This window comes from Geomonas anaerohicana (assembly GCF_016458305.1).
In the GTDB taxonomy this organism is placed as follows: domain Bacteria; phylum Desulfobacterota; class Desulfuromonadia; order Geobacterales; family Geobacteraceae; genus Geomonas; species Geomonas anaerohicana.
Genome location: NZ_JAEMHL010000007.1, coordinates 20,150 through 40,412 on the forward strand (window position 1 = coordinate 20,150; position 20,263 = coordinate 40,412).

20 protein-coding genes and 1 other annotated feature (1 of these 21 only partly in view) are annotated in these 20,263 nt (G+C 61.6%); of the genes, 18 read left to right on the forward strand and 2 right to left on the reverse strand.

The genetic code is table 11. The annotated features are described in order from the left end of the window. The first annotated feature begins 12 nt into the window (after positions 1–12). Together rplI and JFN91_RS13640 are read left to right on the forward strand one after the other, a co-directional pair. Positions 13–456 (forward strand): 50S ribosomal protein L9, encoded by a 444-nt coding sequence (rplI, locus tag JFN91_RS13635; protein ID WP_183350610.1) that lies wholly within the window; start codon positions 13–15, stop codon positions 454–456. A 103-nt stretch (positions 457–559) separates the two neighbouring features. Next, positions 560–949 carry a hypothetical protein gene (locus JFN91_RS13640; RefSeq protein ID WP_199389740.1) on the forward strand — a complete coding sequence of 130 codons (390 nt, stop codon included), beginning with the start codon at positions 560–562 and terminating at the stop codon, positions 947–949. Positions 950–1,121: 172 nt separating this feature from the next. Here the strand turns inward: JFN91_RS13640 and JFN91_RS13645 are convergent, their stop codons facing one another. Next, positions 1,122–1,907, reverse strand: coding sequence for a DNA-binding protein (locus JFN91_RS13645; protein WP_199389741.1), 786 nt, complete (start codon positions 1,905–1,907; stop codon positions 1,122–1,124). A gap of 409 nt (positions 1,908–2,316) precedes the next feature. On the opposite strand from JFN91_RS13645, the gene JFN91_RS13650 reads away from it, so the two are divergent. Continuing rightward, positions 2,317–3,189 carry a hypothetical protein gene (locus tag JFN91_RS13650; RefSeq protein WP_199389742.1) on the forward strand — a complete coding sequence of 291 codons (873 nt, stop codon included), beginning with the start codon at positions 2,317–2,319 and terminating at the stop codon, positions 3,187–3,189. A gap of 193 nt (positions 3,190–3,382) precedes the next feature. Here the strand turns inward: JFN91_RS13650 and ilvC are convergent, their stop codons facing one another. After that, positions 3,383–4,855 carry a ketol-acid reductoisomerase gene (gene ilvC / locus JFN91_RS13655; protein ID WP_199389743.1) on the reverse strand — a complete coding sequence of 491 codons (1,473 nt, stop codon included), beginning with the start codon at positions 4,853–4,855 and terminating at the stop codon, positions 3,383–3,385. Between the two features lie 192 nt (positions 4,856–5,047). Here ilvC and ilvY point away from each other — a divergent pair, with 192 nt between their 5' ends. The 15 genes from ilvY (at position 5,048) to pssA (ending at position 19,830) form a co-directional block, all read left to right on the forward strand. After that, complete coding sequence (ilvY, locus tag JFN91_RS13660; RefSeq protein ID WP_199389744.1) at positions 5,048–5,938, forward strand: HTH-type transcriptional activator IlvY; 891 nt, start codon at positions 5,048–5,050, stop codon at positions 5,936–5,938. A 341-nt stretch (positions 5,939–6,279) separates the two neighbouring features. Then, positions 6,280–7,047 (forward strand): 30S ribosomal protein S2, encoded by a 768-nt coding sequence (rpsB, locus tag JFN91_RS13665; RefSeq protein ID WP_199389745.1) that lies wholly within the window; start codon positions 6,280–6,282, stop codon positions 7,045–7,047. Between the two features lie 92 nt (positions 7,048–7,139). Further along, positions 7,140–7,790, forward strand: a complete 651-nt coding sequence (tsf, locus tag JFN91_RS13670; protein ID WP_199389746.1) for a translation elongation factor Ts — start codon at positions 7,140–7,142, stop codon at positions 7,788–7,790. 176 nt (positions 7,791–7,966) lie between these two features. Beyond that, the gene (gene pyrH / locus JFN91_RS13675; RefSeq protein ID WP_199389747.1) at positions 7,967–8,689 is read left to right on the forward strand and encodes a UMP kinase; all 723 of its coding nucleotides are present in this window, start codon (positions 7,967–7,969) and stop codon (positions 8,687–8,689) included. Between the two features lies 1 nt (position 8,690). Then, a complete protein-coding gene (gene frr, locus JFN91_RS13680; protein ID WP_199389748.1) occupies positions 8,691–9,248 on the forward strand; it encodes a ribosome recycling factor in 558 nt (185 codons plus the stop codon). A 117-nt stretch (positions 9,249–9,365) separates the two neighbouring features. After that, complete coding sequence (locus tag JFN91_RS13685) at positions 9,366–10,112, forward strand: isoprenyl transferase (protein ID WP_199389749.1); 747 nt, start codon at positions 9,366–9,368, stop codon at positions 10,110–10,112. A gap of 34 nt (positions 10,113–10,146) precedes the next feature. Continuing rightward, positions 10,147–10,935 carry a phosphatidate cytidylyltransferase gene (locus JFN91_RS13690; RefSeq protein ID WP_199389943.1) on the forward strand — a complete coding sequence of 263 codons (789 nt, stop codon included), beginning with the start codon at positions 10,147–10,149 and terminating at the stop codon, positions 10,933–10,935. A gap of 111 nt (positions 10,936–11,046) precedes the next feature. After that, on the forward strand, positions 11,047–12,204 hold the full coding sequence (locus JFN91_RS13695; protein ID WP_199389750.1) for a 1-deoxy-D-xylulose-5-phosphate reductoisomerase: 1,158 nt from the start codon (positions 11,047–11,049) through the stop codon (positions 12,202–12,204). Positions 12,205–12,285: 81 nt separating this feature from the next. Next, a complete protein-coding gene (gene rseP, locus JFN91_RS13700) occupies positions 12,286–13,359 on the forward strand; it encodes an RIP metalloprotease RseP (protein WP_199389751.1) in 1,074 nt (357 codons plus the stop codon). 4 nt (positions 13,360–13,363) lie between these two features. After that, a complete protein-coding gene (tsaB, locus tag JFN91_RS13705) occupies positions 13,364–14,056 on the forward strand; it encodes a tRNA (adenosine(37)-N6)-threonylcarbamoyltransferase complex dimerization subunit type 1 TsaB (protein WP_199389752.1) in 693 nt (230 codons plus the stop codon). A gap of 154 nt (positions 14,057–14,210) precedes the next feature. Continuing rightward, positions 14,211–15,872: a dihydroxy-acid dehydratase gene (ilvD, locus tag JFN91_RS13710; protein WP_199389753.1), complete on the forward strand. Its 1,662-nt coding sequence runs from the start codon at positions 14,211–14,213 to the stop codon at positions 15,870–15,872. A 156-nt stretch (positions 15,873–16,028) separates the two neighbouring features. After that, positions 16,029–17,729, forward strand: coding sequence for a biosynthetic-type acetolactate synthase large subunit (gene ilvB, locus JFN91_RS13715; protein ID WP_199389754.1), 1,701 nt, complete (start codon positions 16,029–16,031; stop codon positions 17,727–17,729). Positions 17,730–17,756: 27 nt separating this feature from the next. Beyond that, complete coding sequence (ilvN, locus tag JFN91_RS13720) at positions 17,757–18,248, forward strand: acetolactate synthase small subunit (protein ID WP_199389755.1); 492 nt, start codon at positions 17,757–17,759, stop codon at positions 18,246–18,248. Between the two features lie 140 nt (positions 18,249–18,388). Beyond that, a complete protein-coding gene (locus JFN91_RS13725) occupies positions 18,389–19,048 on the forward strand; it encodes a phosphatidylserine decarboxylase family protein (protein WP_199389756.1) in 660 nt (219 codons plus the stop codon). 32 nt (positions 19,049–19,080) lie between these two features. Next, positions 19,081–19,830, forward strand: a complete 750-nt coding sequence (gene pssA, locus JFN91_RS13730; protein WP_199389944.1) for a CDP-diacylglycerol--serine O-phosphatidyltransferase — start codon at positions 19,081–19,083, stop codon at positions 19,828–19,830. Positions 19,831–20,024: 194 nt separating this feature from the next. Continuing rightward, positions 20,025–20,263, forward strand: a binding site (T-box leader) (it continues 11 nt past the right edge of the window).

The window sequence follows — 20,263 nt, forward strand, 5'->3', positions numbered from 1 at the left end:
AGGAGGCAACACATGAAGGTCATTCTCAAAGAAAACGTTGAGCACCTCGGCAACATCGGCGACATCGTCAAAGTAGCACCGGGCTACGCCAGGAACTACCTGCTCCCGAAAGGCTTCGCCATCGAGGCCACCGAGAAGAACGCCAAGGCTCTCGAGCACGCCAAGCGTCACCTCGAGTACAAGAAAAACAAGGTCCTCGAAGCTGCCAAGCTGATCGCAGCCAAGATCGAGGGCATCACCCTTTCCATCGCTCACCAGGCTGGTGCTGACGACAAGCTCTTCGGCGCTGTCACCAACATGGAACTGGCCGAGCAGTTGAAAGCCGCCGGCGTGGAAGTCGATCGCAAGCGCATCGTGCTTGACGAGCCGATCAAGCACCTGGGCGAGTTCACCGCTGCCGTGAAACTCCACCCGGAAGTTGCCGCTACCCTGAAGGTCGTGGTTACCAAGGCTTAGGTCTTGCTGCAAAATCCGCAGTTTCTGTAATAATGAAGGGCCGCCTCTCCAGGGAGTGCGGCCCTTTTACGTTTGGCGGCATGGTTGCCGCCCTGGGGGAGCCGTGAACATCGAGAAACACCACAAGCAGGAAATCGCCACGAGGCAGGTGGAGACGGCGCTCTTGCTATACTTCGCGCAGAAGGACCTCTTCAGCGTCATCACGTTGGCCGGGGCCGCCGAGGAGATCTTTGGGGAGCTGCTGCGGCTGCGTGAGCCCGGCGAGAGGCAAAGCCTGTTCAGGTCGGTGTTGGAACTGCTGCGTCCAGCCAAGGCACGAGTGCAGGGGGAGGTTGTAGCGGCGCACGAGACCGAACTGTACGTGCACATGGACGTGAGGCATGAGGCGGAGTTCCTGCTGGGACGGGCGATTGACGACTACTTTGCGCTCACCGGCGAGGTGAGCGGCAACATGCGGAAGTTCAACGAGGAAGTGAGGAGCAGGAGAGGGTAGCGGTATTACTTTGCCTGGTTAGCGACCATCTTCTGCTGGACCCCTCTCCCCTTGGGAGAGGGTGCCCGAAGGGCGGGTGAGGGGAGGCCGTCTCGCACCAGATCCCTCACCCTAGCCCTCTCCCAGAGGGAGAGGGGATTGTGGACGCCTCCACCCGAAGATCAGATCTCATTTACTTCTTGAACTTGGCGTCCTGGACCAGGACGTTGTAGCGGTAGCCGGAGCCGAAGTCGAGATTGTTGTAAAGGGTGCCGGAAACGGTCACCACGTCCCCTTCCTTGGGCAGGTCCTTCGAAGTGACCACCAGGTCGTCGGTCTTCTTGGCGCTCGATCCGGTGCCATCCGCCAAATGGATCCAGTTCCTCTTCATGATTTTCTGCGATACCCTCACCACGCGCCCACGGACGACAACCGGCTTTTTCTCAAGCTTCTTGCTCTTGGCGTAGATCTCGGCGATGGTGTAGGCGTTGGCGCCCTTGGCCTTGGTGACCTTCTGATTCTTGGCGACCGCTGCGGGAGCTGCTGCCGCCGGTGCAGCGGTAGCGGCCGGTGCCGCTTTGGCTGCCGGAGCACCTTTCTGCGCTCCCGGGACTCCCTGGTGAACCGCCTTGATGGCAGCGGGACTCATCTCGATCTTATCGGCGTTGGCGAGTCCGCCCGAGAAGATTACCCTGTCGAACTTGCGGTTCAAACCTTTGCTGGTGAAGTTCTTCATCTCGAAGCCGGGCATGAGAGACAACTGCTGCCCCACTTTTACCTTCGTGAGCGGGATGGCAACCCACACCTTTTCCGCGCCGTTCTGCAGGTTGACGTAGGTATAACCGCCGCCGTCCATGGTCTCCAGCACCTTGCCCGAAAGCGGGATCTCTTTGGGCTTGGCGTCCGCAGCACCAACCTGGTGCGCCGTCAGCAGGGCGAAGACGAAGAACAGCGAAAGAAGATTTACGAGATGTTTCATGTAGTAACTCCTTGAAGGGATCCTTTTGCTTCGCGCAGACTACTTTTTTCCCGTCAGAATGACAAGGTTTTTCTAGAAATGTAGCAGGATGCCGTGTGGTACCTCGGTCAAGCAGTAAAACCTTCAACCCAAAGGCGCCAAGGCGCCATGACGCAAAGGTAAAGCACGAAACGTGTAACACGAGGCCCGGCTTCAGAAGCCTTTCGCGCCTCCGCGCCTGCGTTGAGTCTTTGCCCCCCCATGTGCGGGGCATGGTTGCGCCCTCGAATTATCTCGTTATATTTGTGTAATCACATTAAAGACTGGGTGGTGCGCCTTGCTGCGGGCGGTTCCGCAGGGGCGGAAGCAACCACTGGCGCGGCGTTACGTGGGGCGCCTGTCCAATGGATGGGCGCGAAAGGGGGCACACATGAACAAGAAAGTTGGGGTGCTGCTTGTGCATGGTATGGGGACTTTGGCCGACGATTTCGCTCATGACATGGTCTACGAACTGCGTGAGAGGATCTCGGGGCGCGGCTTGAACCGCGATGAGATTGCCTGGCAGGGGGTCTACTGGGCTCCGCTACTGTCGGCCAGGGAGCACCAGATCTGGGTCGACCTGGCGGCGAACAATGACCTCAATTGGGCCAAGCTGCGCAAGTTCTTCCTGAACGCCTTCGGCACCATGAGCTCATACCATGCTTCCGGCAACCGGCCCGACAGCCTCTATCAGAGGATCCACGGCATTGTACACCAGGGCATCCAGCAACTGCGGGCTAAGCTAGGCGATCAGGACAAGCCTCTGATCGTCGTGGCGCATTCGGTGGGGTCGGTATTCATGTCCAACTACATCTGGGACCGTCAGAAGGGCTACGACCAGGAGCGCTACGGGGGCACGCCCTTTGAGCGCATGGAAACGCTGACCGGCCTGGTGACGCTGGGTAGCAATATTCCGCTTTTCTGCGTGGACAAGGAAAATCTCGCCTGCATCGAGTTCCCGCCGCCAACGCTTGCCGAACCGCTCAGGAAAAAGGCGAGGTGGCTGAACCTCTACGATTCCGACGACGTGCTGGGGTGGCCCCTGAAGCCGCTCAGTACCAGCTATTCCGCGACGGTGTCCGAGGATATCGAGGTCAGCGTCGGTAACATCCTTACCTCGTGGAATCCTGCCAACCACTCCGCCTATTGGAGTGACGAAACGGTGATCAAGCCGATGGTTTATCTGCTGAGCACCATACTGGAGGCGACCCATGCTCCGACGGCGTCGACATCGGAGGCGCAGTCGGTTCCCATTGGGCAGTAGGTGGATAGGAACTATTAAGTAGAAGCAAATCCCCCCTGTCCCCCCTTCGTGAAAGGGGGGGACGTGATTTACTCTTTCATTCCTTCGTAGACCATATGTGCTTGGGGCAAGGGTTTAAAAAAACAATCATCTGGCATAAAAAAAGGCGCTCGTGAGAGCGCCTTTTCTATTTCCTGCTTTTCCTTCAGAGGTCTTACACGATCTTCTGCATGCCTTTCATGGCGGCGCGCAGTTCGGCGCCTACTTCTTCGACCAGGTGGCTGCGGATCTCGGCGTTCACGGCGACCAGCAGCTGGTTGTCAACGCTGTTGTCCTTGACGTCGAGTCCTTTGCCGATTACGTCGGTGCCGACCTTGCTCATGAAATCAGCGAGCAGCGGTACGCAGGCGTGGGAGAAGAGGTAGCAGCCGTACTCGGCGGTGTCGGAGATGACGCGGTTCATCTCGTACAGCTTCTTCCTTGCGATGGTGTTGGCGATGAGCGGGGTCTCGTGCAGCGACTCGTAGTAGGCGCTCTCCGGCTCGATGCCGGTCTGCACCATGGTCTCGAAAGCGAGCTCGACGCCGGCCTTCACCATGGCGACCATGAGAATGGCCTTGTCGAAGTACTCCTGCTCGGAGATCTCGCCGGCACCCTCGGTCTTCTCGAACGCGGTCTGGCCGGTCTGCTCGCGCCAGGTGAGGAGTTTCACGTCGTCGTTGGCCCAGTCCTCCATCATGGTGCGGGAGAACTCGCCGCTCATGATGTCGTCCATGTGCTTCTGGAACAGGGGACGCATGATGTCCTTCAGCTCGGAGGCCAGCTTGAAGGCGACCAGCTTGGCCGGGTTGGAAAGGCGATCCATCATGTTGGTGATGCCGCCGTGCTTGAGGGCTTCGGTGATGGTCTCCCAGCCGTACTGGATCAGCTTGACCGCGTAGGGAGCGGCGATGCCGTTCTGGGTCATCTTGTCGAAGCAGAGGAGAGCGCCAGCCTGCAGCATGCCGCAGAGGATGGTCTGCTCACCCATGAGGTCGGATTTCACCTCGGCGACGAAGGAGGACTCGAGCACGCCGGCGCGGTCACCGCCTTGGGCGGAGGCAATGGCCTTGGCAATCTCGAGGCCGTCGCCGTTGGGGTCGTTCTCGCCGTGGACGGCGATGAGGGTCGGAACGCCGAAGCCGCGCTTGTACTCGGCGCGCACCTCGGAACCCGGGCACTTCGGGGCCACCATGATGACGGTCAGGTCCTTGCGGATCTGGGTCCCTTCTTCCACGATGTTGAAGCCGTGGGCGTAGCTGAATACGGCGCCCTGCTTCATGAACGGGATGACCGTTGCCACGACGTTGCTGTGCTGCTTGTCCGGGGCGAGGTTCATGACGATGTCGGCGCTGGGGAGCAGTTCCTCGTAGGAGCCGACTTTGAAGCCGTTGTCCACTGCGTTCTGGTAGGACTGGCGCTTCTGCTCGATGGCCTCTTTACGGAGGGTGTAGGAGACGTCGAGACCGCTGTCACGCATGTTGAGGCCCTGGTTGAGGCCCTGTGCGCCGCAGCCCACGATGACGATTTTCTTGCCTTTGACGTACTCGCAGCCGTTGGCGAACTCGGAAGCGTCCATGAAGCGGCAGGTGCCCAGTTCCTGAAGCTGGCGGCGCAGCGGCAGGGTGTTGAAGTAGTTCTGTCCCATTGTTCCCTCCTGAATATATGGTGTGATGTCGTTGCTGGCGGTTGGCGGTGTGAAAGTGTGGCGAATGTATACTAAATTTCACATTGCGTAAATTGATTTGTTGTGCATATTGTGTTGCGTGTGGCGCAATGTGGAGGCGGTGGTACTGGAGTCGTGGGAGACCTGGGAATCATGGGAGTTATGGGGGGCTGAATGGATTTGCGGGAGCTGGAAATTTTTCTTACGGTGGCAGAGCTTAAGCATTTCGGACGGGCGAGCCAGGCGTGCAACTTGAGCCCGTCGGCGCTGACACGCACCATCCAGCGCATGGAGGAGGAGTTGGAACAACCGCTTTTTCTGCGCGACAACCGGACAGTTACCTTGTCTCCGGCGGGAGAGCGCTTGAAGGCCTACGCACGCCTTTGCCTGAACGAGTGGCAAGGGCTGCGCTCCTCGATGAGGAACGAGCAGACCGTGGCTGGCTCCTTATCTATATACGCTTCCATCACGGCGGTCTACAGCCTCCTGCCGGAACTGCTGGAGGCCTACCGGGTGAAGTACCCGGAGGTGCAACTGGAATTGAGAACCGGTGCGGCGGAACAGGCGGTGGCACAGGTGCAAAGCGGGGAGATCGATCTGGCCGTGGCGGCCTTCCCGGACGGGCCGCGCTCGAACATACAGTTCCTTCCCATCGTGACCATCCCCCTTATCTTTATAGCGCCCCGGCAGTCGGGTGCGGTCGAGGTCCCGGTCAAGGGGCAACTCCTGGATCTCTCCCGCGCGCCGCTGGTGCTGCCGCAGACGGGTCTTTCACGCAGGCGCCTGGACCAGTGGCTCAAGGAGCATCGCATCACTCCCAACATCACTTCGGAGGTGTCCGGTAACGAGGCAATCATCGCCATGGTGCGCCTTGGCTGCGGCGTCGGCATCGTGCCGCAACTGGTGCTGGAGCGCAGTCCGTTCAGGGACGAGGTGGTTGTGCTGGGGAACGCCCCCGTGTTGAAACCTTACGAGGTCGGGCTTTGCACCAGCAAGAGAAACCTGCAGCGCCCAAGTGTGAAGGCTTTCTGGCAACTGGCAGAGGAAAGATCGACTGTGGGTTAGACTGGAGGGTGAAGGGAAGAATGGGAAGAATGGGAAGAATGGGAAGAATGGGAAGAATGGGAAGAATGGGAAGAATGGGAAGAATGGGAAGAATGGGATCCGCAGTGTGAAGGCTTGATTTGCTGTATCCCTGTTATCCGCTTTTATCCCTGTTAGAGTGATTTGCTTTGCGCCTTTGCGTCTTTGCGTGAGGCGGTTTTCGCCTTGCCTTCGTTTCTCCCCTGTGCTATATAAGTTTGCTGTTTAAAATTCGCACGTCACTGCAGCTATGCCGGTGGTGCCCGCAATGCGGGTTCCGGCATCGATGGGTGGCGGAGGGAAAACCAAAAGGAGAAGCAAAAATGTCGAACATCACCATGAAAGAACTGCTGGAAGCCGGCGTCCACTTCGGACACCAGACCAAGAGATGGAACCCGAAAATGAAGCCGTACATCTTCGGCGCTCGTAACGGGATCTACATCATCGACCTGCAGAAGACCGTAAGGCTCTTCAAAAACGCCTACAGCTTCGTCACCGACGCGGCCCAGGCTGGCGAGACCATCCTCTTCGTCGGCACCAAGAAGCAGGCCCAGGATTCCGTGGCTGAAGAGGCACAGCGCTGCGGGCAGTTCTACGTCAACGACCGTTGGCTGGGCGGCATGCTCACCAACTTCGCTACCGTAAAGCAGAGCATCGACCGCCTCAAGCGTCTCGACGCCATGATCGCTGACGGCACCATCGAGGCTTACACCAAGAAAGAGCAGCTCAAACTCGCTAAAGAGCGCGAGAAGCTCGAGAAGACCCTGGGCGGCATCAAGGGCATGGGCAAGGTCCCGGGCGTGCTGTTCGTGGTTGACCCGAAGAACGAAGAAATCGCCGTCAGCGAAGCCAAGAAACTCGGCATCCCGGTCGTCGCCATCGTGGACACCAACTGCGATCCGGACGACATCAACTACGTCATCCCGGGCAACGACGACGCTATCCGCGCCATCCGCCTCTTGACCAGCAAGATGGCTGACGCAGTACTCGAGGGTGGCCAGGCTCGCAACGCCCGTCTCCAGACCGGCGCCGAGGAAGAGTTCTCCACCGAGGGCGAGGAAGTCACTGAAGAGGTTACCGCAGAGGCCTAAACCTCCCCATCCGCGGCAACCGCACCACCTTTCAATAACACAATGACTAAGAAACCCGCGCCGCCAAGGCGCGGGTGACTGTGGAGGATAACGTGAGCATTACAGCTGCACAGGTAAACGAACTCAGGAAAGCAACCGGCGCCGGCCTCATGGACTGCAAGAAGGCCCTGACCGAAACCAACGGTGATCACGAGAAGGCGATCGACTACCTGCGTACCAAGGGTCTGGCTGCCGCCTCCAAGAAGGCTGGCCGCGCCGCCACCGAGGGCCTGGTTGGCTCTTACATCCACGCCGGCGGCAAGATCGGCGTCCTGGTCGAAGTCAACTGCGAGACCGACTTCGTTGCCAAGAACGAGAACTTCCAGGCTTTCGTGAAGGACATCGCGATGCACATCGCCGCAGCCTCCCCGCTGTACGTCCGCCGCGAGGAAGTGCCTGAAGAGCTCATCGAGCGCGAGAAGGCCATCTACCGCGAGAAGGCCAAGGAGAGCGGCAAGCCGGCGGCCATCATCGAGAAGATCCTCGACGGCCAGATCAACAAGTTCTTCGGCGACATCTGCCTCCTCGAGCAGGCCTACGTGAAGGACCCGGACAAGACCATCCAGACCGTCCTCAACGAGACCATCGCTTCCATCGGCGAGAACATGAGCATCCGTCGCTTCGCCAAGTTCGTACTGGGCGAAGGCCTCGCCAAGAAGGAGAACGATTTCGCGGCAGAGGTCGCCGCGGCGGCCGGCGTGTAACACGTTCCAAACGGAGCCGGCCATGAAAATGGGCGGCTCTTTTTTTATCTGCAGCAAGGCAAAAGGCGCTGCGCGGGAGAGTCTCGCCCCGGCGGGCGCACCGCACGCGGTTCGCCGCTGCGGAACCTGTTCTGCGTAAAGGCTTTTTGCCGTCAAGAAAAGGCAAGGTGACTACGATGGCAGAACCGTATTACAAAAGAGTACTTCTGAAGCTTTCCGGCGAGGCCCTGGGCGGCGAGCAGGGGTACGGCATCGACCCCAACACCATTACCGCGATCGCCCGCGAGGTGAAGCAGGTGGTGGATCTGGGCGTCGAGCTGTGCCTGGTGATCGGCGGCGGCAACATCTTCCGCGGTGTCGCTGCCTCCTCCAAGGGGATGGATCGCGCCAGCGCCGACTACATGGGCATGCTGGCCACCATGATCAACTCCCTCGCCATGCAGGACGCCCTGGAGAAGGTCGGCGTCGACACCCGCGTCCAGTCCGCCATCGGCATGGCCGAGGTGGCCGAGCCCTACATCCGCCGGCGTGCCATCAGGCACCTGGAGAAGGGGAGGGTGGTCATCTTCGGTGCCGGCACCGGCAACCCCTACTTCACCACCGACACCGCGGCGAGCCTCAGGGCCATGGAGATCGGCGCCGACGTCATCCTCAAGGGGACCAAGGTGGACGGCGTCTACTCGGCCGACCCCAACAAGGACAAAAACGCCACCAAGTACGACACGCTCAGCTACCTGGAAGTGCTCAGGAAGGGGCTCCAGGTGATGGACGCCACCGCGATCTCGCTGTGCATGGACAACAGCCTTCCGATCATCGTGTTCGACGTGACGACCGACGGCAATGTCGTGCGGGTTGTCAACGGCGAGCCGATCGGCACCCTCGTCAAAGAAGGAGAATAGCATGATCAAGGATGTCATTGCCGATATGAACGTCCATATGGACAAGACCATAGATTCTCTGAGGAAGGACTACCAGAAGGTCCGTACCGGACGCGCCAGTACCGCGCTCCTGGACGAGATCAAGGTCGATTCCTACGGGACGCCGTCGCCGCTGAACCAGGTGGCCTCCCTTGCCGTCCCGGAGGCGCGCACCATCACCATCTCGCCCTGGGACAACAAGATGATCGGCCCCATCGAGAAGGCGATCATGAACTCCAACCTGGGGCTCACCCCGGCCAACGACGGCAAGGTGATCCGCCTGATCCTCCCGCCGCTTACCGAGGAGCGCCGCAAGGACATCGTGAAGCAGCTGAAGCGCGACGCCGAGGAGGCCAAGGTCGCCTTGAGGAACATCCGCCGCGACGCCATCGACAAGCTGAAGAAGCTCGAAAAGGACAAGCAGATCTCCGAGGACGAGCTGAAGCGCGCCGAGAAGGACGTCCAGGACTCCACCAACAAGTACGTCGCCAAGTGCGACGAGGTGCTGGCCCACAAGGAAAAAGAGGTAATGGAGGTCTGACGGACCGACAGCTCAGGGGGGAGCTCGACTCCCCCCCGAGCCTTTCCCGTCCGTCCGCCGCCGCTCCCTCAAGTGAAACCCCCGATCCAAAGGGGATTTTTTGTTTTCAGGATGCTCATGGACCACAGCTTAGACCCCAAGAAACTCCCGAAGCACCTCGCCGTGATCATGGACGGCAACGGCCGCTGGGCCAAGCAGCGCATGCTGCGCAGGATCGTTGGGCATCAAAAAGGTGTTGAAACCGTACGAGTCATCGTCGAGGAGTGTTCGCGCCTGGGGATCGGCTACCTGACCCTGTTTGCCTTCTCTGCGGAGAACTGGCTGAGGCCGAAGACCGAGGTCAAGGCGCTCATGGCGCTGTTGAAGCAGTACATCCGCAGCGAAACCGCACGGATGATGCAGAACAACATCCGCTTCAACGTGATCGGCAACCGGGCCGACCTCCCCGAGGACGTGAACCGGGAGATCCAGGCCACCATCGACAAGACCGCGGGCAACGACGGCATGCTGCTCACCCTGGCGCTCTCCTACGGCAGCCGCCAGGAGATCGTCGCGGCTGCCAAGCGTCTGGCCGGCGAGGTGGCTGCGGGGAAGCTCTCCCTCGATGACATAGACGAGAAGGCATTCACCGGAAAGCTCTTCACTACCGGGATTCCAGACCCGGACCTCCTGATCAGGACCAGCGGGGAGATGCGCATCAGCAACTTCCTGCTCTGGCAGCTTGCCTACGCCGAGCTTTACTTCACCGAGGTCAACTGGCCCGATTTCGACAAACACGAGCTGGCGCGGGCTTTCCGCGACTACCAGTCCAGAGAGCGCAGGTTCGGCATGACCAGCGAGCAGCTGGTAGATACGCCGTCCTAGACCATTCCCGGGGCTCGCCCCGAAGGAGTCCGCCATCAAACGACTAGCCACCGCAGCGGTCCTGCTGCCCCTCGTGATTGTTTTCATCCTGAAGGCGTCGGTATTCCAGTTCTCCCTGCTGGTGTCCCTGCTCGCCCTCCTGGGGCTGGACGAGTTTTACCGCATGGCGCTGCCGCAGCGCCGCGGCGAAGGGAGGGCGGCCGCCCTTGCCGGCGCCGGCGCGGTCTTCGCGGTCTTCTCCGCCTCGCCGGTGCTGCCGCTTTTTACCCTGACCGCCCTGGTGCTTGGCTTCACCCTGGTCGCCCTGTTCCGGCTCAAGGACATCAAGCAGGCCGCCCCCGACGTCGCCCTGGTACTGATGGGCTTTCTCTACGTGCCGCTGCTTTTGGCGCACCTGGTACTGGTCAGGTCGCTCCCCAACGGGGTTTCCTGGCTGTTCCTGATCATGGTGATCGTCATGGCCGGCGACAGCGCCGCCTACTACGTCGGCTCCACGCTGGGCAAGCACCGCCTCTATCCGGCGGTAAGCCCCAAGAAGAGCGTCGAGGGGGCGCTGGGTGGCCTCTGCGGCAGCGTCATCGGCGCCATCATCGTGAAGTTCACCTTCTTCCCGGAACTCTCCATCGGCGACTGCTTCGCTGCCGCCCTCCTTTTGGGGGTGCTGGGGCAGTTGGGCGACCTGTTCGAGTCGCTCATCAAGCGCAGTTGCGGCGTGAAGGACTCCGGCTCCATCATCCCCGGCCACGGCGGCATCCTGGACCGGCTCGATTCCATTTTGTTTGCGGCGCCGGCAGCTTACTACTACGCCTTTTATTTGTTCTAGGGACGAGTGCCGCGCCGGCCGGTTGCATCGGCGTATTTGGGCGCGAACTCGACAAAAAAATCCGCTAGTTAGCCTGCCGCGCCACTTGACTTGAGACATCTGCGAGGGAAAATGAAAAATCTTACCATTTTGGGCTCGACAGGATCGATCGGGGTAAGCACTCTCGAGGTCGTTGCCGCGCACCCGGACAAGTTCCGGGTAGTGGCGCTCACCGCGGGGTCCAACCTGGAACTTCTGAAGCAGCAGATCGAAACCTTCAAGCCCGACCTCGTCTCGGTACTTTGCGCCGACAAGGCCAAGGAGCTGAGCCGCTCCCTGGGCGGAAAAAAACCCCAGATCATGCACGGCGTAGAAGGGTTGATCGCGGCAGCCACCGCCGCCGACACCACGATGGTGGTAGCGGCCATCGTCGGTGCCGCAGGGCTCGTGCCGACCGCGGCGGCCATCATGGCCGGCAAGGATGTGGCGCTGGCCAACAAGGAGACCCTGGTCACCGCCGGGCACCTGATCATGAAGATGGTGCGCGAAAAGAACGTGCGCCTGTACCCGGTGGACAGCGAACACTGCGCCGTGTTCCAGTCCATGGCCGGGCATCGCGCCGAGGACATCGCCCGGGTCATCCTGACCGCCTCGGGCGGCCCCTTTCTGCACTGGGGCAAGGAGAAGCTCTCCAGCGCCACCGTGGCTGACGCGCTGAACCACCCCAACTGGAGCATGGGGAAAAAGATCACCGTGGACTCGGCCAGCATGATGAACAAGGGGCTGGAGGTGATCGAAGCACGCTGGCTCTTCGACATCCCGGTGGAACGGATCGCGGTCAACATCCACCCCCAGAGCATCGTGCACTCCATGGTCGAGTACATCGATGGCAGCGTCATGGCGCAGCTCGGCGTACCCGACATGAAGGGGCCCATTGCCTACGCGCTCACCTATCCCGGGCGCGTCGCCTCCGGGGTCAAGCCGCTCGATCTCACCGCGCTGTCGGGGCTCACCTTCTTAAAGCCCGACACCGACCGCTTCCCGGCGCTGAAGCTTGCCTATGGCGCGGTGCAGGCCGGGGAGAGCATGCCGGCGGTGATGAACGCCGCCAACGAGATCGCCGTGGAGAGTTTTCTGGCCGGCAAAATCGGCTTCATGGCCATCTCGGAGACCATCGCCAAAGTGATGGACCTGCACACCCCCCACGACCTGCACTCCATCGAGGAAGTGCTGGAAGCCGACCGCTGGGGGAGAAGGACCGCGAAGGAAGTTCTCGGCTGCACCAATTAACCTTTTACCGCCTCGTCCGTCGCCTTATGCCGCTGGGCCGAGGCGCCGGGGTCTACCCGGCCATACCGACAGAGGGACCACATGAGCATATTCTGGGCCATCATCGCCCTCGGGGCGCTGATCTTCATACATGAGCTGGGTCACTTCCTGTTCGCCAAGGCCTTCAAGGTCGGCGTCGAGAAATTCTCCCTGGGGTTCGGCCCCAAGGTGATCAGCAAGCAGGTCGGCGAGACCGAGTACCTGCTCTCGGCGCTCCCCCTGGGCGGTTACGTGAAGATGGTGGGGGAGGGTGAGAGCGAGGAGGTCGAACTCTCCGAGGAGGACCGCAAGCGCTCCTTCGCCGACAAGCCGGTGCTGCAGCGCATCTTCATCGTGGCGGCCGGTCCGGTCTTCAACCTGCTCTTCGCCTACGTCATCTTCATCGTCATCTACATGTTCCTGGGCGTGCCCGCCGTCACCACCAAGGTGGGCGAGGTGCTCCCGGACAAGCCGGCGGCACGGGCCGGCATCAAGACCGGCGACGCCATCAGGAGCGTGAACGGCAGGCCGGTGACCCGCTGGGACGAGTTCGCCAAGATCATCTTCGACGGCAAGGCGGTGCCGGTGCAGCTCGAGGTGCAGCGCGGCAGTTCGCTTTTGAAGTTCACCATGGTGCCGGAAACGACCACCAGCAAGAACCTCTTGGGTGAAAAGGTGACGCGGCCGGTGATCGGCGTGGTTGCCGCAGGCGAGACCGTCACAGACCACTTCCCTCCGGGCGAAGCGATCGTTAAGGGGAGCGCCCAGTGCTGGAACGTGATCGAGTTGACCGTGCTCTCTTTAGTGCGCCTGGTGGAGCGTGCCATCCCGCTGGACAACATCGGCGGCCCGATCATGATCGTCAAGATGGCCGGTGAGCAGGCCGCTGCGGGAGGGGTCAGCTTCCTTGCCTTCGTGGCGCTTTTGTCGGTGAACCTGGGCGTCTTGAACCTGTTGCCGGTGCCGATCCTGGACGGCGGACACCTGGCCTTCTTCTTCATCGAGCTCGTGACCGGGAAGCCGCTCTCCAAGAGAACCCGCGAGATCGCGCAGCAGGTGGGGCTGGTGCTCCTGATCAGCCTGATGATGCTGGCCTTCTACAACGACATCGCGCGCATGATCGCGAGCAAGGCGTAATCTCGTGAAGATACTCACCGTCGATACCTCCAGCAACTGCTCCTCGGTCTCCCTGAGCGACGACGCGACCCTCCTGGGCGAGTGCCTCTTGGGTGAAGACCGCAGCAACTCCGGGCGCCTGATGGACTCCATCGCGAGCCTCCTGCAGGCGGCTCGGCTCACCCCCGACGGCCTCGACTGCTTCGCCGTTTCCCTGGGACCCGGTTCCTTCACCGGGGTGCGCGTCGGCATCGCCACCGTCAAGGGGCTCGCCCTTGCCACCGGCAAGCCGGTGGTCGGCTTCTCCTCCCTGGCCATGCTGGCCATGAACCTTCCCTACAGTTCGGAGCAGGTGGCCCCCCTGTTCGACGCCAGGAAGGGTGAGGTGTACGGCGCCCTGTACCGCTGCGGCGCCCTTCCCGACGCCGTCGTGCCCGACACGGTGCTCTCCCCGCAGGACTTCCTCGCCCTGGTGAAGCATCCCACCATCTTCGTCGGCGATGGCGCTGTCCGCTACCGCGAAGTGATCCGGGACTCCCTGGGTGACCTCGCCATCTTCCCTCCCTGGCATGCCAACCTGCCCCGCGCCTGCGCCGGTGCCGTCATCGCACGCGAAGCCGCCCGCGAAGGGAAGTTCACCCCGCTCGCCCAGTTGAACCCCACCTACCTGCGCGCCTCCGAGGCCGAGATCGCCAAGAGAAAGCGCGAGTCTCTTTAACGCCGTTTTAGCCGGTTGACAGCTTGGTTTTAATGTATTATCGTGTCCCTTCCTACCGTTTCTGGTAACTGCTCTCAACTACTAAGCTTTTGGTAAGACCAACAGCCGGTTTGGCGATCCTGAACAAGGTTAGCACCGGCGCAGGGAGAACTGCATGCGTAGCGACATGATCACCCAAGGGCTGGAGCGCACCCCGCACCGCGCCCTTTTGAAAGGAACCGGCCTGCCGCAAAGCGAGATGGGGAAACCCTTCATCGGCATCGCCACCAGCTTCACCGATCTCATCCCCGGCCACGTCGGGATGCGTGACCTCGAGCGTTTCATCGAGAAGGGGGTCCACACCGGCGGCGGCTACTCCTTCTTCTTCGGTATTCCCGGCGTTTGCGACGGCATCTCCATGGGGCACAAGGGGATGCACTACTCCCTCCCCACCCGTGAGCTGATCGCGGACATGGTCGAGTCCGTGGCCGAGGCGCATCGCCTGGACGGCCTGGTGCTCTTGACCAACTGCGACAAGATCACCCCGGGTATGCTCATGGCTGCGGCACGCCTGGACATCCCCTGCATCGTGGTCACCGCAGGCCCTATGATGAGCGGCCGCGGCGACGCCGGCAGGAAATACTCCTTCGTCACCGACACCTTCGAGGCCATGGCCCGTTACAAGGCCGGCGTCATCGACGACGCGGAGTTGGCTCGTTGCGAGGAGAACGCCTGCCCGGGCATGGGCTCCTGCCAGGGACTCTTCACCGCCAACACCATGGCCATCCTCACCGAGACCATGGGCATGAGCCTGCCGCGCTGCGGCACAGCACTCGCCGTTTCCGCGCTCAAGCGCCGCATCGCCTTCGCCTCCGGCGAGCGCATCGTGGACCTGGTGCGCGAGAACGTCACCCCGCGCTCCATCATGACCCGCGAGGCGTTCGAGAACGCCATCCGCGTCGACCTGGCGCTGGGCGGCTCCTCCAACACCGTGCTGCACCTCCTTGCCATCGCCCACGAGGCCGGCGTGGAGCTGCCGCTGAACACCTTCGACATCCTTTCCAAGACGACCCCGCAGATCGCCTCGATGAACCCGGCGGGCGAGCACTTCATGGAGGACCTGGACGCCGCCGGCGGCGTGGCCGGCGTCATGAAGCAGCTGGGGGACAAGATCCACGACTGCCCGACCCTCATGGGCCTTTCCACCAAGGAGATCGTGGCCAGCCTGAAAGGGGTGGACGACTCCGTGATCCGCCCGGTCGACGCGCCGGTCAAGAAGGAAGGGGGCATCGCCGTCCTCTTCGGCAACATCGCTCCCCAGGGTGCCGTGGTCAAACAGTCCGGCGTCGGCGAGAAGATGATGCAGTTCACCGGTTCCGCGCGCTGCTTCGACTCCGAGGACATCGCCATGGCCGCCATCATGAACGGCCAGATCAAGAGCGGCGACGTGGTGGTGATCCGCTACGAAGGTCCCAAGGGCGGCCCGGGCATGAGGGAGATGTTGGCACCGACCGCCGCAATCATGGGCCTGGGCCTGGGCGACTCGGTTGCCCTCATCACCGACGGCCGCTTCTCCGGCGGCACCCGCGGTCCCTGCATCGGCCACATCTCGCCCGAGGCGGCCGTGGGCGGTCCCATCGCCCTGGTCGAGGACGGCGACAAGATCGAACTCGACATTCCGTCCCGTTCCCTGAAGCTGCTCGTCAGCGACGAGGAACTGGCCAACCGGCGTGCCCGCTGGGTCGCGCCCGAGCCGAAGATCAAGAAGGGTTGGCTCGCCCGCTATGCTAAGGTGGTCACTTCCGCCCACACCGGCGCCATTACCACCGCTGAATAAAACCCCGACCCCCTTTACCAAGGGGCAGAGGGAGGCCCTCCTTTCACCGGGGAGGGTCGGCCTCAGGGGAAGTCTTCATTACTAGTGATCCGGCGTTTACCAAGCGCGGGATCGATCAATAGCGGCAGCCTTTCTGCCGCGGCATGGGGGTACTACATGAAGCTGAACGGAGCACGCATCCTGCTGGAGTGTCTCAAACGGGAGGGGGTCGACACGATCTTCGGTTATCCCGGCGGGACCGTCATCAACCTCTACGATGAGCTTTTCTCGTTCAAGGAGATCAGGCACATCCTGCCCAGGCACGAGCAGGCCGGCGTCCACGCCGCCGACGGCTATGCCCGCGCCACCGGCAAGGTCGGCGTCGCCATCGCCACCTCGGGGCCCGGCGCCACCAACACCATCACCGGCATCGCCACCGCCTACATGGACTCCATCCCGATGGTGATCATCACCGGCCAGGTGCCCACCGCGCTGATCGGCAACGACGCCTTCCAGGAAGCCGACATCATCGGCATCACCCGTCCCTGCACCAAGCACAACTTCCTGGTCAAGGACGTCAAAGACCTCGCCACCATCATGAAGAAGGCGTTCTACATCGCCCGCACCGGCCGTCCCGGCCCGGTCGTGGTCGACCTTCCCAAGGACGTCCAGATCGCCCAGACCGAGTTCCACTATCCCGAAAGCGTCGAGATCCGCGGCTACAAGCCGACGGTCGAGGGGCACCCGAAGCAGATCGAGAAAGCGGTTGCCTCCATCGTGCAGGCCAAGAAGCCGGTGATCTACGTGGGGGGCGGCGTCATCCTGGCCAACGCGGCGGCGGAACTGGTCGCGGTGGCCAAGCGCCTGGGCATCCCGGTCACCACTACCCTCATGGGCCTTGGCGCCTATCCTGAGAACGACCCGCAGTCCCTTGGGCTTTTGGGCATGCACGGCACCTACTACGCCAACATGGCGGTCTCCCACTGCGACATGCTGATCGCCATCGGCGCCCGGTTCGATGACCGCGTCACCGGCAAGATCGCCTCGTTTGCGCCGCACGCGAAGATCGTCCACGTCGACGTCGACCCGACCTCGATCAAGAAGAACGTCCGCGTCGACCTCCCCATCGTGGGCGACGTGAAGGACGTGCTCGTCAAGATGCTCAAGGTGGCGGACGAGATAGGGCCGGACGCGAAGGCCTGCCAGACGGCACTCGCCCCCTGGATCGCCGAGATCGACGAGTGGAAGAAGAAGCACCCGATGACCTACAAGCAGTCCACCTCCGTGATCAAGCCGCAGTACGTGATCCAGAGGCTGCGCGCCCTGTCCGACCCGGACGCCATCGTGGCCACCGACGTCGGCCAGCACCAGATGTGGACCGCGCAGTTCTTCGGCTTCACCGCGCCGAGGACGCTGCTTTCCTCCGGTGGCCTGGGCACCATGGGCTTCGGCCTCCCCGCGGCCATGGGGGCGCAGGCGGGCTTCCCCGAGCGCCAGGTCATGGTGGTCTGCGGCGACGGCGGCTTCCAGATGAACATGCAGGAACTCGCCACCATCGTGCAGAACCGTCTCAACGTAAAGATCGTCATTCTCAACAACAACTTCCTGGGCATGGTACGCCAGTGGCAGGAGCTCTTCTTCGACAAGCGCTACTCCTCGACCTGCATGGAACTTCCCATCGACTTCATCAAGCTCGCCGAGGCCTTCGGCGCCACCGGCCTGCAGGCCACCAAGGTGGAAGAGGTCGACGAGGTCATCAAGAAAGGGTTCGCCACCAACGGCCCCGTACTGATGGAGTTCAAGGTCGCACGCGAGGAGAAGGTGCTGCCGATGGTCCCGGCCGGCGCTTCGCTGACCGAGATGGTGCTTGCCAGCTAATTTGCCAACTGCCTTAGGAGGGTAAACATGAGACATACCATTGCTGTTCTGGTCGAGAACGAGTTCGGCGTTCTCTCCCGCGTGGTCGGACTTTTTTCCGGGCGCGGCTTCAACATAGATTCGCTCACCGTGGCTCCCACCAACGACGAGGCGCTCTCCCGCATCACCCTGGTGACCCGCGGCGACGAGCAGATCATCGAGCAGATCACCAAGCAGCTCAACAAGCTGATCGACGTGATCAAGGTGATCGACTTCGAACCGGAGCACGCCATAGAGCGCGAGATGGTGCTGGTCAAGGTTTCCGCTGAGGAACAAAGCCGCGCCGAGGTGCTCCGGATCGCGGATATCTTCCGCGCCAAGGTTATCGACGTGACGCCGAAGTCTTACACCCTGGAGGCGACCGGTGCCCCGGCCAAGGTAAGCGCCATGGTCGAGCTGCTGCGCCCCCTGGGGCTTAAGGAACTGGTCAGCACCGGCCCCGTGGTCATCGGCCGCGGCGCCAAGGCCTGGAAGGGGTAGCAGCTTCTTTTCATTGCATGAAAGGCCGTTTTCGGGCTATACTCCCGCTTTGGTGCGCAGGGGTCCGGAAACGGCCTTTTTCTGTCCAGGTTCCGTCGGTTCCCACAGTTCCCGCACGACTACTTAACAAGAGGTACTAGATGCGCAACACAAATACCCCCGTCGCAGTCGAGGGGTACCCGTTCATCGCCGGTTTCGCCGCAGTTGCGGCCCTGCTGGCGCTGCTTGGCCAGTTCCTGCATTTCGGCTTTTTCATCCCCGCAGCGCTGTTCCTGCTGCTCGCCCTGTTCTCCCTCTTCTTCTTCAGAAACCCCGAGCGCACCACACCCGCTGGTGAGAACATGGTGGTGGCACCCGCCGACGGCGAGGTGATCTTCCTCGGCAAGGTGACCGAGCCGCATACCGGCGCCGAGATGGAGAAGATCAGCATCTTCATGTCCGTCTTCAGCGTGCACATTAACCGCGCGCCCATTACCAGCAAGGTCGTCGATTCCTTTTACAACAAGGGAAAGTTCTATGACGTGCGTGACGAGCGCGCGACCTTCGAGAACGAGCAGCAGGGGCTGGTGCTGGAATCCGCAACCGGTTCGCGGATGGTGGTGGTGCAGGTTGCCGGGTTGATCGCGCGCCGCATCATCTGCTACGCCAAGGTGGGGGACCAGCTGACCCGCGGGCGCCGCTACGGACTGATCCGTTTCGGCTCCCGGCTGGACGTGTACCTGCCGCTGGGGACGCGGATTGACGTTGCCATGAATCAGATGACCGTTGCCGGGGAAACCGTGCTGGGGATACTGCCGTGAGCGAAGAGAGACCGAAAGTAGAAAGGGAAGGGATGCGCAAGGGGATCTACATCCTCCCCAACCTGTTCACCGCCGGGAGTCTGTTCGCCGGCTTTTACTGCATGGTGTCCACCGTGAACGGTGACTACCGGACCGCCGCGCTGTGGATACTGGCCTCCTCCATCTTCGACGGGCTCGACGGCAAGGTGGCGCGCCTGACCGGTACCGCGAGCAAGTTCGGCGTCGAGTTCGACTCGCTGGCCGACGTGGTCTCCTTCGGGGCCGCGCCGGGGCTCTTGATGTACTGCTGGGCGCTCAGGCCTTTCGGGCGGCTGGGGTGGCTGGCCGGCTTCCTGTTCCTGGCTTGTGCGGCGCTCAGGCTGGCGCGCTTCAACGTTCAGGTGGAAACGGTGGAAAGCAAGCGCTTCGTCGGCCTGCCGACGCCGGCCGCGGCCAGCATGGTCTCGGCCACGGTGCTCTTCTTCTACCACATGGGGTGGCCCGCCTCGTACAACAAGCTCGCCATCCTGGTGCTGATCTATTTCCTGGCCCTGCTCATGGTGTCCAACGTGAAGTACTACTCCTTCAAGGACCCGAGCCTGATCAAGCGGCAACCGTTCGCCATCCTGGTGCTGGCGGTGCTCCTTTTGATCGTCATCGCCGCCGAGCCGGTGATCATGCTCTTCACCATCTTCATCTGCTACATCCTGTCCGGTCCCATAGGCTTCCTTATCACCTATCCGCGTCGCCGGCGCCTGGAGCGCGTCATGCATCGCGGCCACGAGGTGAAGAAGAACCACTGAACCTGGAAACCGTTCAACGTTCTATGTTCTACGTTAAAAAAACTCACCGAGTGCCGCGACATCAAATTGAGGTTTGGCAGGGTTAAAAGATGACGGCGTTGTCCTTGCGGCAACGCCGTTTTAGTTCCTGCTGCGCCAAAATAAAACAAAAAGCGCTTGACAGCGGTCGGCGCCTTTTCTATTATCTCCCGAAACTAAAGGCAGTGATGAGGAGTAGTAGCCTTTCCCTTCCCCTACAGAGAGCCGGTGGTTGGTGCAAACCGGTGAGGAAGCAGGTGAACTCGCCTCGGAGCCGTCGCGGTGAACAACGGTCGTTCTATTTCCGAAAGGGGAGCTGCCGTGCTAGCCGTGGTCGTTAGCCCGCGTAAAGGGCGCAAGAGGTCCGTCGTTGACGGATGAATGAGGGTGGTACCGCGGAAGCTTTCAAAAGCCT

Bases quoted from the DNA above. Each gene is read 5' to 3' on its own strand.
- rplI (WP_183350610.1), top strand. From the start codon at position 13: ATGAAGGTCATTCTCAAAGAAAACGTTGAGCACCTCGGCAACATCGGC.
- JFN91_RS13645 (WP_199389741.1), bottom strand. From the start codon at position 1,907: ATGAAACATCTCGTAAATCTTCTTTCGCTGTTCTTCGTCTTCGCCCTG.
- JFN91_RS13650 (WP_199389742.1), top strand. From the start codon at position 2,317: ATGAACAAGAAAGTTGGGGTGCTGCTTGTGCATGGTATGGGGACTTTG.
- ilvC (WP_199389743.1), bottom strand. From the start codon at position 4,855: ATGGGACAGAACTACTTCAACACCCTGCCGCTGCGCCGCCAGCTTCAG.
- ilvY (WP_199389744.1), top strand. From the start codon at position 5,048: ATGGATTTGCGGGAGCTGGAAATTTTTCTTACGGTGGCAGAGCTTAAG.
- rpsB (WP_199389745.1), top strand. From the start codon at position 6,280: ATGTCGAACATCACCATGAAAGAACTGCTGGAAGCCGGCGTCCACTTC.
- pyrH (WP_199389747.1), top strand. From the start codon at position 7,967: ATGGCAGAACCGTATTACAAAAGAGTACTTCTGAAGCTTTCCGGCGAG.
- frr (WP_199389748.1), top strand. From the start codon at position 8,691: ATGATCAAGGATGTCATTGCCGATATGAACGTCCATATGGACAAGACC.
- JFN91_RS13685 (WP_199389749.1), top strand. From the start codon at position 9,366: ATGGACCACAGCTTAGACCCCAAGAAACTCCCGAAGCACCTCGCCGTG.
- JFN91_RS13695 (WP_199389750.1), top strand. From the start codon at position 11,047: ATGAAAAATCTTACCATTTTGGGCTCGACAGGATCGATCGGGGTAAGC.
- rseP (WP_199389751.1), top strand. From the start codon at position 12,286: ATGAGCATATTCTGGGCCATCATCGCCCTCGGGGCGCTGATCTTCATA.
- ilvD (WP_199389753.1), top strand. From the start codon at position 14,211: ATGCGTAGCGACATGATCACCCAAGGGCTGGAGCGCACCCCGCACCGC.
- ilvB (WP_199389754.1), top strand. From the start codon at position 16,029: ATGAAGCTGAACGGAGCACGCATCCTGCTGGAGTGTCTCAAACGGGAG.
- ilvN (WP_199389755.1), top strand. From the start codon at position 17,757: ATGAGACATACCATTGCTGTTCTGGTCGAGAACGAGTTCGGCGTTCTC.
- JFN91_RS13725 (WP_199389756.1), top strand. From the start codon at position 18,389: ATGCGCAACACAAATACCCCCGTCGCAGTCGAGGGGTACCCGTTCATC.
- pssA (WP_199389944.1), top strand. From the start codon at position 19,081: ATGCGCAAGGGGATCTACATCCTCCCCAACCTGTTCACCGCCGGGAGT.